Origin of the sequence: Delftia sp. 60 (assembly GCF_002754395.1) — a bacterium.
In the GTDB taxonomy this organism is placed as follows: Bacteria; Pseudomonadota; Gammaproteobacteria; order Burkholderiales; family Burkholderiaceae_C; genus Comamonas; species Comamonas acidovorans.
Window position 1 is genome coordinate 984,465 of record NZ_PEFD01000001.1, and the last position, 14,011, is coordinate 998,475.

Annotated in this window: 13 protein-coding genes; 6 read left to right on the top strand and 7 right to left on the bottom strand. The window is 61.1% G+C overall.

From position 1 onward, the window contains the following. Positions 1–22: 22 nt before the first annotated feature. Positions 23–370, top strand: coding sequence for a phage holin family protein (locus CLV01_RS04450; protein ID WP_012202791.1), 348 nt, complete (start codon positions 23–25; stop codon positions 368–370). Here the strand turns inward: CLV01_RS04450 and CLV01_RS04455 are convergent. Beyond that, positions 344–1,969 carry a M48 family metalloprotease gene (locus tag CLV01_RS04455; protein WP_099734899.1) on the bottom strand — a complete coding sequence of 542 codons (1,626 nt, stop codon included), beginning with the start codon at positions 1,967–1,969 and terminating at the stop codon, positions 344–346. The genes CLV01_RS04450 and CLV01_RS04455 overlap by 27 nt on opposite strands. Positions 1,970–2,122: 153 nt before the next feature. Between CLV01_RS04455 and moaC the strand changes: the two genes are divergently transcribed. The 3 genes from moaC (at position 2,123) to CLV01_RS04470 (ending at position 4,933) form a co-directional block, all read left to right on the top strand. After that, positions 2,123–2,593: a cyclic pyranopterin monophosphate synthase MoaC gene (gene moaC, locus CLV01_RS04460; protein ID WP_099734898.1), complete on the top strand. Its 471-nt coding sequence runs from the start codon at positions 2,123–2,125 to the stop codon at positions 2,591–2,593. An 83-nt stretch (positions 2,594–2,676) separates the two neighbouring features. Next, positions 2,677–2,973: a hypothetical protein gene (locus tag CLV01_RS04465; RefSeq protein WP_257221196.1), complete on the top strand. Its 297-nt coding sequence runs from the start codon at positions 2,677–2,679 to the stop codon at positions 2,971–2,973. A gap of 16 nt (positions 2,974–2,989) precedes the next feature. Next, positions 2,990–4,933 carry an O-linked N-acetylglucosamine transferase, SPINDLY family protein gene (locus CLV01_RS04470; protein WP_099734897.1) on the top strand — a complete coding sequence of 648 codons (1,944 nt, stop codon included), beginning with the start codon at positions 2,990–2,992 and terminating at the stop codon, positions 4,931–4,933. 135 nt (positions 4,934–5,068) lie between these two features. Here the strand turns inward: CLV01_RS04470 and CLV01_RS04475 are convergent, their stop codons facing one another. The 6 genes from CLV01_RS04475 to sucC all read right to left on the bottom strand — a co-directional run bounded on the left by CLV01_RS04475 (position 5,069) and on the right by sucC (position 10,748). Next, entirely contained in the window at positions 5,069–5,560 is a 492-nt protein-coding gene (locus CLV01_RS04475; RefSeq protein WP_099735226.1) for a pilin, read from the bottom strand. A 224-nt stretch (positions 5,561–5,784) separates the two neighbouring features. Continuing rightward, positions 5,785–6,495 carry an FHA domain-containing protein gene (locus CLV01_RS04480; RefSeq protein WP_099734896.1) on the bottom strand — a complete coding sequence of 237 codons (711 nt, stop codon included), beginning with the start codon at positions 6,493–6,495 and terminating at the stop codon, positions 5,785–5,787. Positions 6,496–6,739: 244 nt separating this feature from the next. Next, complete coding sequence (locus tag CLV01_RS04485; protein WP_099734895.1) at positions 6,740–7,522, bottom strand: PP2C family protein-serine/threonine phosphatase; 783 nt, start codon at positions 7,520–7,522, stop codon at positions 6,740–6,742. Between the two features lie 292 nt (positions 7,523–7,814). Continuing rightward, positions 7,815–8,507, bottom strand: coding sequence for a TerC family protein (locus CLV01_RS04490; protein WP_099734894.1), 693 nt, complete (start codon positions 8,505–8,507; stop codon positions 7,815–7,817). Positions 8,508–8,673: 166 nt separating this feature from the next. After that, on the bottom strand, positions 8,674–9,567 hold the full coding sequence (sucD, locus tag CLV01_RS04495) for a succinate--CoA ligase subunit alpha (protein ID WP_012202800.1): 894 nt from the start codon (positions 9,565–9,567) through the stop codon (positions 8,674–8,676). Positions 9,568–9,587: 20 nt separating this feature from the next. Next, a complete protein-coding gene (gene sucC, locus CLV01_RS04500) occupies positions 9,588–10,748 on the bottom strand; it encodes an ADP-forming succinate--CoA ligase subunit beta (protein WP_012202801.1) in 1,161 nt (386 codons plus the stop codon). Positions 10,749–11,184: 436 nt separating this feature from the next. Between sucC and argC the strand changes: the two genes are divergently transcribed. Together argC and CLV01_RS04510 are read left to right on the top strand one after the other, a co-directional pair. Continuing rightward, complete coding sequence (gene argC, locus CLV01_RS04505; protein WP_099734893.1) at positions 11,185–12,117, top strand: N-acetyl-gamma-glutamyl-phosphate reductase; 933 nt, start codon at positions 11,185–11,187, stop codon at positions 12,115–12,117. Further along, on the top strand, positions 12,114–14,000 hold the full coding sequence (locus tag CLV01_RS04510) for a hypothetical protein (RefSeq protein ID WP_099734892.1): 1,887 nt from the start codon (positions 12,114–12,116) through the stop codon (positions 13,998–14,000). Before argC ends, CLV01_RS04510 begins: the two co-directional genes overlap by 4 nt. The last annotated feature ends 11 nt before the right edge of the window (positions 14,001–14,011 follow it).

Below are 14,011 nucleotides of genomic sequence, written 5' to 3' on the forward strand. Positions count from 1 at the left end.
CGGCTGCTGCTATGCTGCCCGCATGAAAATCCTGATCAAATGGCTGCTCAGCGCCGGTGCGCTGCTGGTCGTGGCCTATCTTTATGGTGGCGTGCAGGTCAACAGCTTCAGCTCGGCCATGATCGCGGCGCTGGTCATCGGCCTGCTCAATGCGGTGCTGCGCCCCATCCTCGTGGTGCTGACGCTGCCCGTGACCATCGTGACGGTCGGGCTGTTTCTCTTCGTGGTCAACGGACTGATGTTCTGGGCAGCCTCGGGCCTGCTCAGCGGCTTTCACGTCGCGGGCTTCTGGGCGGCCATGCTGGGCGCGCTCATCTACTCGCTGCTGGGCCTGGCCATCGAATCACTTCTCGCGCGCCTGTTCCCTTAGCAGCTCCTCCACGGCACGCAGCCGCGTGTCCACGATGGAGGCTTCAATGAAATCCACCTTGGGTCCACCCTTGCGGGCCAGGTCCTGCGCCGCCTTGAAACGGTCCACTGCCGCCGCGTAGTCGTAGTGCGCGACCTGGGCCTCGGCCTCGGCGCGCAGCGCGCGCAACTCCTGGCCCTGGGCGCGCTGCACCTGGGCCAGCAACTGCCAGGCGCTGGCATCACGCGGGTGGTCCGTCACCCAGGTCTGCAGCGGGCCCGCCATGCTGGAGGCGCCTTGCTCGCGCAGCAGGATCTGGGTGCGCATCAGCAATTCCGGCCTGCGCACGGCGCGGTTTTCGACCACATTGACGGTGGCCAGGCTGGGGCCGCTCTCCGTTGTCTTGGCGGGGATGGGTTCCGTGGGATTGGCCTGGGCAGGCGCAGCTGCCGGCAGGTAGAGCGGTGGCAACGCCTGCAACGCGGCGCCGGGCTTGCCGGCCGTCAGCTCCAGTTCGGCCTGCAGCAGCCTGGCCTGCCGCTGGGCGCCGGCATCTGCGGCGGTTGCCACTTGAAGCCGCCCGGACATTTCCCGCGCTTCGGCCCAATCGCGCAATTGCACGGCGCTCAGCGTGGCGGCATATAGCTGCGCCACCTGCTGGGTTTGGGTTTGGCTGCCAAAGCTGGTGGAGCGCGGCTGCTCGGCCCACTGGCGCAGCACATCCACGCCGGGGCGCGACAGCACGCGGGCCCGTGCGGCCATCATCACGTGTTCCAGGGATGGTGCTGGCGCAGGCGCAACGCCACGCGGCAGGCGCGAATGCATGTCGGCCATGCGTTCCGTGGTCAGCGGATGGCTGCGCAGATAGGGCCAGCTGCCGTTGTCATTCAGGCGGTTGGCCTGCTGCAGCTTGTCGAACATGGTCACAAAGCCCTGTGGCGCGAACCCTGCCGGCGCCATCAGCCCGTAGCCCATGCGGTCGGCCTCGCGCTCCATGTCGCGAGAGAAATTTAACTGGTTCTGCACGGCCAGCGCCTGGCCGCCCATCATCATGGCCATGGCGGCATCGGGGCTGCGGCTGGCGGCCAGGGCGCCCAGAATCATCGAGCCGATCATCAGCGGCGTCTGCTTGCCCTGCTGGGCAATGAGTCGCGCGATATGGCGCTGCGTGACGTGGCTCAACTCGTGTGCCAGCACCGATGCCAACTCGTCGCGCGTGCTGACCACGCCGATCAGGCCCAGGTGCACCCCCAGATAGCCGCCGGGCAGCGCAAAGGCGTTGACCGATCGGTCGCGCCCCAGCAGGATCTCCCAGGCAAAGCGCTCTTCCAGCTCATCCGACAGCTCGCCACGCGTGCGTGCCGCATCGACCAGATGCTGCCAGATGCCTTCCACATATTCCTGCAGTACCGCATCGTCGATGTAGTCCGGATCGCGGTACAGCGAGCGGATGATGCGGTCACCCAGGCGCCGCTCGTCACTGGTCGTCGTGGCCGCGCCATCGCCCAGCGTGGGCAGGCGCAATTGGGCCTGTGCCGGTGTATGCGTTGCGATGGTGAGAGAGGCCGCCAGCAGCTGCAGGCCGACGGCGATACGTGTCTTCAGGCGTGATGGGCGCATGGGCAGGTAAGAACCAAGGGGCCGGGCCCGTGCATCGGCACGGGGCGGTGAAACACCCCACTATGATGCCTCGGTTCGCCAAACGTTCATGGCAGGACTGACCAATGTGTCAGGACTGCCGTAGACCGGCCCGTGCATTTTTGGAGTTGTGACATGTCTTCCCTCACCCATTTCGACGCCCAGGGCCAGGCCCACATGGTCGATGTCGGCGCCAAGCCGGCAACCCACCGCATCGCGGTCGCCGAAGGCCGCATCACCATGCAGCCCGCCACCCTGGCCATCATCCAGAGCGGCTCGGCCAAGAAGGGCGACGTGTTGGGCATTGCGCGCATCGCCGGCATCATGGCTGCCAAGAAGACCAGTGACCTGATACCGCTGTGCCATCCGCTGGCGTTGACGCGGGTGGCAGTGGATTTCGAACTGTTGCCCGAAACGTCGTCCGTCCGCTGCCTTGCCACCGTCGAGACCGTTGGTCCGACCGGGGTGGAGATGGAGGCGCTCACAGCCGTGCAGGCGGCCCTGCTCACGGTCTATGACATGTGCAAGGCGGTGGACAAGGGCATGGTGATGGAGGGGGTGAGGGTGCTGGAAAAGCGGGGCGGCAAGACAAATCCATCTCGATAATGACTGATGGACGTTAATACCATTGGTAAGAGCTTTCGTGCTATTTTATTGCAGAATTGGCGTGGTTAAAAAGGGAGGTGAAAATGCTGAAGTTTTTTCAAACAGAGCATGTAAAAATATTTGGTAAGGAATTGGCAGGTTTGATCATGAGGGAACTTAATGCATCCCAAGCGAAAAAAGATGCCAAGTTCATGGAGAAGGCGCAAAAGACCCTGGTTAGGGCGGACAGATTGGTGCAGAAATTCAAGATGGAAAACAAGCTGAATTTCTACCAGCGCAGCCAGCTTGCCAATAGTTTTTTATGGCATCTGCGTGATGAAGATTGTCCGGACGCATATGCTCATCAGTTGACGGAGTGGCTGGTGATGCAGGTGCAATGATCTACCTAGTTTAAATATGAAAAAAATTCTGGAATTTTTCCTTGGAAAATCTAGGAATAAACAGATTGTTGATCTGGTTGGCTTGGATCGCATAGAGTTGTCTCGAGACTTAAAAGTGCAGGCAAACCAAGCTGTCGCGCAAGGGCGCTGGGATGAGGCCGCACAGCTATATGAAAAGGCAATTTTGGCCAACTCAGCAGACGCATCTCTGTTGGTTGGCCTGGGTTTTAGCCATCTGCAGGCTGTAAGGCCAAAGCAGGCACTGGCGACCTTGCTCCAGGCGATACGAGTTTTGCCGAATAGCCAGGATGCCTGGTTCTTGGCAGGAAAAGCACAGATTGCCCTGGGTCTGGAGGAGGATGCGGCGAAGAGTTGGCGGAGACTACTCGCAGTCAATCCGGATTTTCTTCCGGTCTATCCCGATATCTTACAGCTGCTTGTGCGTCTGGGATGTGCTCAAGAGGCTATGGAAATTGCATTGAAGGCTGCGGAGCGTGTGCCGGACTGTTTCGAATATCAATTGTACCATGCCAACCTCTTGGTCCACGCTCATCAGACAGAAGCTGCAATCCCATACTATTTGCAGGCTCTCAAGATCAATCCAAGTTCTGCAGATGTTCTCGCCAATCTGGGAGTTGCTTGCCGCCAAAGCGGTGATTTGGAGAGAGCGTTGAATTATTCGCGCCAAGCCATGCAGTTGAATTCCAGTGTGCCGGATTTTTATAGTAACTATCTTTTTCTTTTGCAGTCGGCATCAGATGCCAGTGTTCAGGATAAATTTCTTGAACACAGGCGCTATGCGAAAATTTTTGAAGAACCCTATAAGAATTTGTGGGCTTCTCACCAGAATCGACGTGATCTATCGAAGGTCTTGAGAATAGGTTATGTTTCAGGTGATTTTTGCGATCATGCCCTGCGGTTTTTTATTGAGCCGGTATTGAAGAATCACAACCATGACCGCTTTGAAATCCACTGCTATTATACCAATCGTATCGATGATGAACACACGAAGAGGTTGCGCTCATACGCAGATCGTTGGGTGGATTGCTGGAACTGGAATGATGGACAACTGTTCAGTGATATTCAGGATCAGCAGATAGATATCTTGGTGGATCTTTCTGGGCACACGGCACACAATCGCTTGCCCGTATTCGCCAAAAAGCCTGCTCCTATACAGATGACGTGGCTGGGATACCAGTCGACCACAGGCTTAACCGCGATCGATTGGCGCATCACGGACCATAGTCTGGATCCTGTGGGTATGACGGAGCGATTCAACAGTGAACGTCTTCTGAGACTACCTGCTGCTGGTGTTTTTGCGATAGATGATAATTCTCCCGTATTTCGTGAACTCCCATGTCTCACGGGTAAGCAATTTACTTTCGGCTGCCTGCACAATCCTTCTAAAGTTACGATGGAAGCTCTGGATGCTTGGGCCGAAATTCTTTTGCGAGCACCGGCTACAGTTTTGCTGATGGGAAATTCGACATCCCTATATGCTCAAAAAGTGCGTCAGCGTATGGGGCGCAAAGGTGTTAGCTCTGATCGTCTGATATTTGTAGAGCGCTTATCCTTGCAAGGATATCTTGCGCTGCACCAACGTATCGATTTGATGCTCGATACCTTTCCCTACAATGGCGGGACCACCACTTTACATGCTATAGGTATGGGCTTGCCGACTATTGTTCTTGGCAGTGAAAGTGCCATATCCCGTGTGGGGATGTCAATAATGCAGGGGTATGGGCTGTCAGAGTTTTGCTGTCTTGATATTGAAGACTATGTGGTACGGGCTGTAGACTGGAGCCAGAGGTGTGAGGAATTGGCGAATTTGCGTAAGATATTGCCAGAAAGAGTGGCTAAGCAGAATGCAAGACTAGCGCTTGAATTTACGCAGGGGCTGGAAAAAGCTTGGCGGGATATTTGGGAAGATTGGTGCAAAACCTCTGGAGAAACGCGCTAGCTTTACTAACGAATGATCTTTTGGTGTTTGGTGTTTGGTGGGAGTGAATTTTCCTTGCTGATAAAAAAGGGTGATGTGAAAAATCACATCACCCTTTTCTTGAGAGCTAAAGTTTATTATGGAATTTAAATTCCATTAACGGCATTCAGCAGGTGTGTACTTAGCTTGGATGGTGCCAGCTGTGCCGACGCCAGTGGATGCAGCAGCGCGGCAATTCCAGCTGATGGAACCGCTGGTCGGAATGTTCGAGGAGGTTGAGGTTCCGCCGGAAAATGCAGTGCCGCTAGTCTTGGGGCCATCAATTGGGTTGAGAATCAGCGTGCCAGCGCCGGCGATGCCAGTTTGATAAGTGATCGTGATGTATCCTGCTGCTTGATCGATAGTTACACCAGCAACGTTATTGGTCGGGTTAGGAGGCATCCAACCGGCGTTATAGGGCTTGCCATTGGCCGCATTCTCAGCGACGGCCACTTTGGCGGCGGCAGCAAGGGAAAGACCTTCAGTAACCTTGGCGCGGGTTGTGTAGTCCTGATAAGCCGGCAGCGCAACGGCTGCCAAAATGCCGATGATCGCCACGACGATCATCAGTTCGATCAAGGTAAAACCTTGCTGGATGGAACGCTTCATGAACTTCTCCTCATAGGGGGTTGATTGCATACTCTGTAGAGCAAGAGCCGTGCCAGTCGCGCCTTGAGGCCAAGGTTCGCGCATGTGTATTGTTTAGTTGCAAATTACACGGCTGGTCGACATTCTCTGACAAATCGATCCAATTTTGCGTGACATTTTTGTCAAGGATGGTGAGCTTGCCAACGAAACAACAGCGAACCTTGTCAGTGGATCAAGAGGGTCCCTCACGCCACCAGGAACTGCATCTGCGTACCTGCCAGTTCCACCGTGTCGCCATGTTGCAGCGGCATGGCGCGGCGGCCGATTTCCTGGCCGTTGAGCTTCAGGCTGAGGGCATCACCTTCCAGCTGGGCGAGCACGAAGCCGTGGTGCTTCTGGGTGATGGAGGCGACGGCCACGCCGGGCTTGCCCAGCGTAGTGACGACTTTGACCAGCGGGACTTCGCGACCAGCGGCGTTGCCGTTGAGCATGCGGATGGCAGCCTGGCGCGTGGCCAGGCCGGCCATCGAAGGCGGCAGTGTGTGGTCGAAGCCTGAGGGCGTCTGGGTGCTGAACTGCGATGGCAGGTCTTCCGCCAAGGGGGCTGGGCGGGTTGCCTCCACTGCTGCGGCAATGGCCGCCAGTGCCGAGCGCGAGGAGGCGCTGACTTGCTGCTGCACGAAACGGATCTTGTACTTGCCGATGTCCAGCAGGTCGCCGTGGTTCAGGGTCTGGCGCAGTATGGGCTGGCCGTTGACATAGGTGCCGTTGGTGCTGCGCAGGTCTTCGATGATGACGGTGCCGTCGACGATGCTGAGAACGGCGTGCTCGCCGCTGACGGCGAGGTTGTCGATCACGATATCGTTGTAGGGGCGGCGTCCCAGCGTGGTGCGCTCCTTGGCCAGCTGCACTTCCTTGATGACGGCGCCGTCGATGGAGATGACCAGGGTCGGCATGCTCAAAGTTCCTTTGTTATGCCCGGCTTGCACCATCCACTGGGCGATCCGGAGCTGGGGTGTATCTAAATATTATGTCTGCGGCCTGCGCGCGCCGAGGTCTGCCATGGTATTTGATACAGACTATGGATCGTCTTTTTCTGATTGTTGAATTTGCAATCATTTTTAACAATTGGAACCTGCGAGGGCGGTGCAGGCAAGCGCGTCCATCGGTTGGGATCTGCCGTCGATCGCTGTGAGGGGCTCAATCGAGGGAAGTGCTGGCTGCAGGGGACGGGCTGGCCTGTATCTCGATCAGCGCCGCGCTGATGTTGTCGTTTCCGCCGGCTTCATTGGCGGCGGCGAGCAGCGAGGTCAGCAAGACGGGCAGCGGGCTGGATTGGGTGAACAGGGCGGCGATGGCTTGGTCATCGAGCATGTCGGTGAGGCCGTCGGAGCACAGCAGGATGCGGTCGCCGGGTTGCAGCGACCATTCATTGAAATCGGGCGTGACGTCCGGCGTGACGCCCAGGGCCTGGGTGAGCAGGTGGCCCAGGCCGGATTGCCGGGCTTCGTGGTCCTGGATGCGGCCTGCGTCGATTTCTTCCTGTAGCCAGGTGTGGTCCCGGGTCAGGCGCAGCAGTTGACCCTCGCGCCAGCCGTAGGCCCGCGAGTCGCCAAGGTGGGCGAGCATCAGCAGACCTGGCAGCAGGGCTGCGGCAATGATGGTGGTGCCCATGCCGCGGCAGCCCGGTGTTTCCCGGGCGGCTGTAAGAATGGCGGCGTTGGCCAGGTTCAAGGCATTGGCCAGTGACTGCTGCAATTCCTGGCGGGCTTGTGGAGTGTTGGCTGCCGGCGCCTCGGTGGCTACGCTTTGCAGTGCCACTGAGACCAGGCTGATGGCCATGGCGCTGGCGACTTCGCCGGCGTTGTAGCCGCCCATGCCATCGGCCAGCACCGCAATGGGCCAGGGCTGGGCGCTGGGGTGGATGGTGACCGCATCCTCGTTGTTGTCACGGCGCCGGCCCACATCGGTGCGCGCAACCATGGCGCAGTGTTGCGCAGGGACTGCCTGTCGGCAGGGCTGGTCCGGGGTCTTGGGTGCGCTGGGCATGGTGGCGAAGGGCGGGCGCGGCGGTGTTGCCATCAGTCCCTGTGTGCAGATGCAATGGTGAAGCCGGTGCACAGCGTAAATGAAAACAGTGCCCCCAAGTGCCAAGAATGGGCCGGCGCAGCGGCTCGTCAGCTTGACGCCACAGCAAGAACGGATCCTCACAAAGCAAAAACGCACTGCCGAGGCAGTGCGTTGTGGAGGTGGCGAAGGGCCGCCTGTGGCGGTATCAGGCCTGTGCCGCGTGCTTGGCGCCGGAGCGCGACTGCAGGAGCTTGCCAATGCCGACGACCAGCACGGCACCGGCGGCAGCCGCCACGTAGTGCAGCCAGGGATGGCTGATGGCGTAGTCGTGCAGCAGGCGGTCGTTGACGATGGTTTCTCCGCCGACCCAGCCGATCAGGGCAGCGCCCAGCGTGATGATGACGGGGAAGCGCTCCATGAGCTTGATCATCAGCGTGGAGCCGAAGACCACCAGCGGGATGCTGATGGCCAGGCCCAGGATCAGCAGGACCATGTTGCCCTGCGCCGTGGCGGCCACGGCAATCACGTTGTCCAGGCTCATCACCAGGTCGGCGATCAGGATGGTGCGGATGGCGACCATCATGCTGCCGTGACCCTTGGATTCGCCTTCATCCTCTTCTTCGCCGGTCAGCAGTTGCAAGCCGATCCACAGCAGCAGGCAGCCGCCCACGATCTGCAGGAAAGACAGCTCCAGCAGCTTGGCCGCGACCACGGTCAGGATGATCCGCAGCACCACGGCGGCGCCGGAGCCGAACATGACGGCCTTCTTTTGCTGTGCGGGGGGCAGCGAGCGTGCTGCGAGGGCGATGACGACGGCGTTGTCGCCAGACAGGATGATGTTGATCCAGACGATCTTCAACAGGCCGATCCAGAAATCGGCGCTTTGCAGGTATTCCATGGTTTCTCCGCTGTTATGAGTTGAAAAGCGCCAGGGCGGTGGCCTCTGGCGCTTTTTCTTTTTTGGAGTCGTCAGTGTAGGGCGGACTTGCCGCCTTACCGATTCGTAATTCTGCGTAATTTCTTCCTGGGGCGAACCCCAGGATGTCACGCAGAACCGGTGCCGCTTAGATCAGGCCCTTGAGCAGGCGACCCATTTCGGAAGGATTGCGGGTGATGACGAAACCGCACTCTTCCATGATGGCCAGCTTTGCGTCGGCCGTGTCGGCACCGCCGGAGATCAGCGCGCCGGCGTGGCCCATGCGCTTGCCGGGAGGGGCAGTGACACCAGCGATGAAGCCGACGATCGGCTTCTTCATGTTGTCCTTGCACCAGCGGGCAGCTTCGGCTTCGTCGGGACCGCCGATTTCGCCGATCATGATGACGGCGTCGGTGTCGGGATCGTCGTTGAAGGCCTTCATCACGTCGATGTGCTTGAGACCGTTGATCGGGTCACCGCCGATGCCCACGGCCGACGACTGGCCAATGCCCAGTTCGGTCAGCTGCGCCACGGCTTCGTAGGTCAGCGTGCCGGAGCGGCTGACCACGCCAATGCGGCCCTTCTTGTGGATGTGGCCGGGCATGATGCCGATCTTGATCTCGTCGGGCGTGATCAGGCCGGGGCAGTTGGGGCCCAGCAGCAGGGTGCGCTTGCCGCCTGCGGCTTCCTTGGCGCGCATCTTGTTGCGCACTTCCAGCATGTCACGGACGGGGATGCCTTCGGTGATGCAGATGGCCAGGTCCAGGTCGGCTTCCACGGCTTCCCAGATCGCGGCGGCAGCGCCTGCGGGGGGAACGTAGATCACGGAGACCGTGGCGCCCGTGCCTTGCGCGGCTTCCTTGACGGAGGCGTAGATTGGCACGTCGAAGATCTTTTCGCCGGCCTTCTTGGGATTCACACCGGCCACGAAGCAGTTCTTGCCGTTCGCGTATTCAATGCACTTTTCAGTGTGGAACTGGCCCGTCTTGCCCGTGATGCCTTGGGTGATGACCTTGGTGTCTTTGTTGATGTAGATCGACATGGTGTTTTCTCCGGGCCTGCTTACTTGACGGCTTCGACGATCTTGGTGGCCGCTTCGGCCATCGTGTCGGCGCTGATGATGGGCAGGCCGGACTCGGCCAGCATCTTCTTGCCCAGTTCTTCGTTCGTGCCCTTCATGCGCACGACCAGGGGCACTTGCAGGTTCACGGCCTTGCAGGCAGTGATCACGCCGGTGGCGATGGTGTCGCACTTCATGATGCCGCCGAAGATGTTGACCAGAATGCCTTCGACCTTGGGGTTCTTGAGCATGATCTTGAAGGCTTCGGTGACCTTCTCGGGGGTGGCGCCGCCGCCCACGTCCAGGAAGTTGGCCGGCTCGCCGCCGAACAGCTTGATGGTGTCCATGGTGGCCATGGCCAGACCTGCACCGTTGACCAGGCAGCCGATGTTGCCGTCCAGCGAGATGTAGGCCAGATCGAACTTGGAGGCTTCGACTTCAGCGGGATCTTCTTCGTCCAGGTCGCGCAGGGCCACGATTTCGGGCAGGCGGAACAGGGCGTTGGCGTCGAAGTTGAACTTCGCGTCCAGGGCAACCACGTTGCCCTTGCTGTCACGGTTCAGCGGGTTGATCTCGACCAGCGAGGCATCCGTGTCCATGTAGCACTTGTAGAGCTTCTGGCAGATGTCGATGAACTGGGCGGTGGAGTCGGCAGGCATGCCGATGCCCTTGGCCAGTTCTTCGCCTTGCGCCTGGGTCAGGCCGACCAGGGGATCAACGAAGATGGTGATGATCTTCTCGGGAGTGGAGTGGGCCACTTCCTCGATGTCCATGCCGCCTTCGCTGGAAGCGATGAAGGCCACCTTCTGCGTGCCGCGATCGGTCACGCACGACAGGTAGTATTCCTTCTGGATGTCGGCGCCGTCTTCGATGTACAGGCGGCGGACCTTCTGGCCTTCGGGGCCGGTCTGGTGCGTGACCAGCTGCATGCCCAGGATCTGGCCAGCCAGTGCCTTGACGTCGTCAATGCTCTTGGCGACCTTCACGCCGCCGCCCTTGCCGCGACCACCAGCGTGGATCTGGGCCTTCACGACCCACACGGGGCCGCCGAGCTTCTGGGCGGCCTCGACGGCCTCTTGCACTGTGAACGCAGGGATACCGCGAGGTACAGGCACACCAAACTGACGCAAGATGTCCTTGCCTTGGTATTCATGAATCTTCATGATGTCTCTCTCAAACAAATAGGGGGGGATTGACCCGGTAGCCCTGGGGTGCTGCCTCAAGGCGGAGTGACCTGGCAATCGCCGAATGTACCATGCTGCACTGCGCCATCCGACACGCCCCCATGCGCAGAATCCACAATTTCCTGCGGGCCAAGCAGCATGTCAGGAACTGTGCAATGCATTGATATGTCAGGGAAAAGACGGTTTCCCGACATTTCCTTCAGGCGCCACAGCTCTTTTGTCTTATAGAGGATCTGCAGACTGCGCTGCCCGCTGTTTGTAACAGGCGCATGTCAGCACGCCCTTGATCGCCACCGCCAACCGTTTTGCGACAACGGGCGCAGGGGGACCCGGTTTCGGTGAGAATCCGCAGCTGGAACGCGGCAATGGTGCCGCAGCGGCTCCAGGAGGGCCGCGCAGCAGGAGAAATACAGCGATGGCAAAAGTCTTTATCGATGGCGAAGCAGGCACGACAGGGCTGCAGATCCGTGAGCGTCTGGTCGATCTGTCCGGCGTGGAGCTGGTCAGCATTGCCCCCGAGCTGCGAAAGGATCCTGCCGCCAAGCGTGCGCTGATCGCCGGCGTGGACTTGGTCATCCTGTGCCTGCATGACGATGCCGCGCGCGAGACCGTGGCCATGGTCGATTCCATCGAGGCCGAGACCGGCCGCACCATCAAGATCATCGATGCATCCACGGCCCACCGCGTGGCGCCCGACTGGGTGTATGGCTTCCCAGAGCTGCGTGCCGGCCAGCTTGAGGCGGTCAAGACTGCCAAGCGCGTGTCCAACCCCGGCTGCTATGCGACGGGAGCCATCGCGCTGCTGCACCCGCTGGTTGCCGCGGGCCTCATCCCTGCCGACCACGGCCTGAGCCTGCCCTCGGTGTCCGGCTATTCGGGCGGCGGCCGCAGCATGATCGAAGCCTATGAGGCTGGCACGGCCGCACCTTACGAGGCCTACGCGCTGGGCCTGACGCACAAGCATATTCCCGAGATCCTGCAATACACCGGCTTGACGCGCCGCCCGGTGTTCATTCCCGCCGTGGGCAATTTCCGCCAGGGCATGCTGGTGCAGTTGCCGCTGCATCTGGAACTGCTGCCGGGCGCGCCCAAGGCGGCGGACCTGCACGATGCGCTGGCCTCCCACTACGCGGCCACCAACACGCCGGAGCAATGGGTGTCGGTGCTGCCGCCGACCGATGACATGAAGTTGGCCGCCGACACGCTGACGGACACCAACAAGCTGGAGTTGCGCGTGTTCGCCAATGAGCAGTACCGCCAGGCCGTGCTGATCGCCCGCCTGGACAACCTGGGCAAGGGCGCCAGCGGCGCCGCCGTGCAGAACCTGCAGATCATGCTGGGCCTGTGAGCCCGGCCACGCCACCGTCCGCGTCCCTGCCGGGCCGGCGCAGTCCGGTCTGGGGCCATGTCCTGGCCCTGGCCGTGCTGTGCCTGCTGGTCGTTGTGTTTGCCTGGAAGCTGCGGCCTGCATTGCCGTCTTCATCGCGCCTGCTGCTGAGTCCGCTGCTGGGCAATATGGAGGCCTGTCTGGTGCAGGACGGGCTGCGCGAGGATTTTCCCAAGGAATTTCAGCAGATACCCGCCAGTTGCCTGGGTCCGCAGGGCTCGGCCGCAGAAATGGTGAAAGCCACGCTGCAGCGCCTGGGCCGGCCCCAGGGTGAACTGGACCTGGGCTATACGCTCAGCGTGCCGCTGCTGCGCTATGTGCAGTGGAATGGCCAGGCCTGGGAGGTCCGGGGCGAGGCGCTGGACCGTGTGGTACGCACGGTGGCGCAGGCGCACCGGCCCGTGGTGCTGTATCTGTTCGCCACGCATTTCGAGGTGCACTCCAAGGCCGAGGAGCGCCTGGCCGCCGATCCCGCCAATCTTGCGTGGACACCCAAGGGGCCGCTGCCGCTGGACAGCTATCTGGGCGCGCGCATCTTCCCGTGGTCGGTCGCGCGGCAGGACAACGAAGTCACGCGCGTGCGCAAGCTGGTCGTCGATGCCCTGGCCGAGCGCATATGCGCCGCAGGCGATGCCGCCATGCACCAGCTGCGCGCCCTCACCGTGCTGGGCGAGACGCACCAGCTGTTCCCGGGATTCGAGGCCGGCATGGGGTTCGCGGCCGAAGGCTATGCGGTCACCGACTACAGCCCGGCCTCCGTGGCGGGCTTCCATGCATTCCTGCGCCAGCGCTATGGCGACATCGCGCGGCTCAATGCCCACCTGAAGTCCGGCTTTGCCAGCTTCGACGCGGTCGAGCCGCCGTCGCGCAACATCCGCAGCGAGCCGCTGCAGAACTTCTTCCAGCACATCGACAGCTATGCAGCCGGCACCGTGCCCGTGTCCGGCTGGGTCCACTCGCCCGATGCGAAGCTGCAAAAGCAGCTGGCCGTGGCCGTCTTCGTGGACGGGCGCCCTTACTCGCATGCCCCCGTGCACATGCACCGCCAGGACGTGGCACAGGCCAAGCCCGGGTTCCTCACGCCCGATGTGGGCTGGCGTGCCGACATCCGCTATCCGGCGCTGGGCGAGGGCCTGCACCGCATCGACGTGGTGCTGCAGGCCGGTGGACGCAGCCTGGGCCTGCTGGCCACGCGCCAGATCGCCGTGATGGACCGCAACCAGGGCGAGCCCAGGCCCCATGCCGCCGAGGCCTTGCCCGACTTCGGCAAGCTGCCGGACGGCGTGGAATTCTGGGTGGACAGCCCGCAGGACCGGCTGGCGCTGTTCTACAACCCGCTGGTCACGGACTGGAACGATTTCCGCGAGCAGCAGGTGGCCGACTACATCCAGGGCTTTTCCGAGCACATCGGCCACGGCTGCCTGGGCCGGGTTCCTCGCTTTGCCCACCAGCTCAACCCCCATGCGAATCCGAGCTGGGATGCCAACCGCTACGCCGTGGAGCGCAGCCTGCAGCGCATGCCGGGGCTGTCCCTGGGTGTCAGCCTGTACGGCGAAGATACCTACGGCCCGCTGGTCGGCCAGATGCTGCGCCGCTATGGCCACACGGCCTATGGCGTGACGGAGTTCCATCCGCTGGTGGCCCTGTCGCCGCAGCGGCTGGAGAAAGTGCTGACCATGCACCGCCGCCAGGGCGCGCGCTTCCTGTCCTTCTTCATGGAAGCCCGGCCCGAGGATGCGACGGGCACGCAGTCCAGCAACGAGTTCTCGTTCGATGCGGACAACACCGCGCATGGCTCGGATGCGCTGTACCACTCGCTGCGCCAGCTGCTGCAGCCGCACTGAGCTGCCGCGCG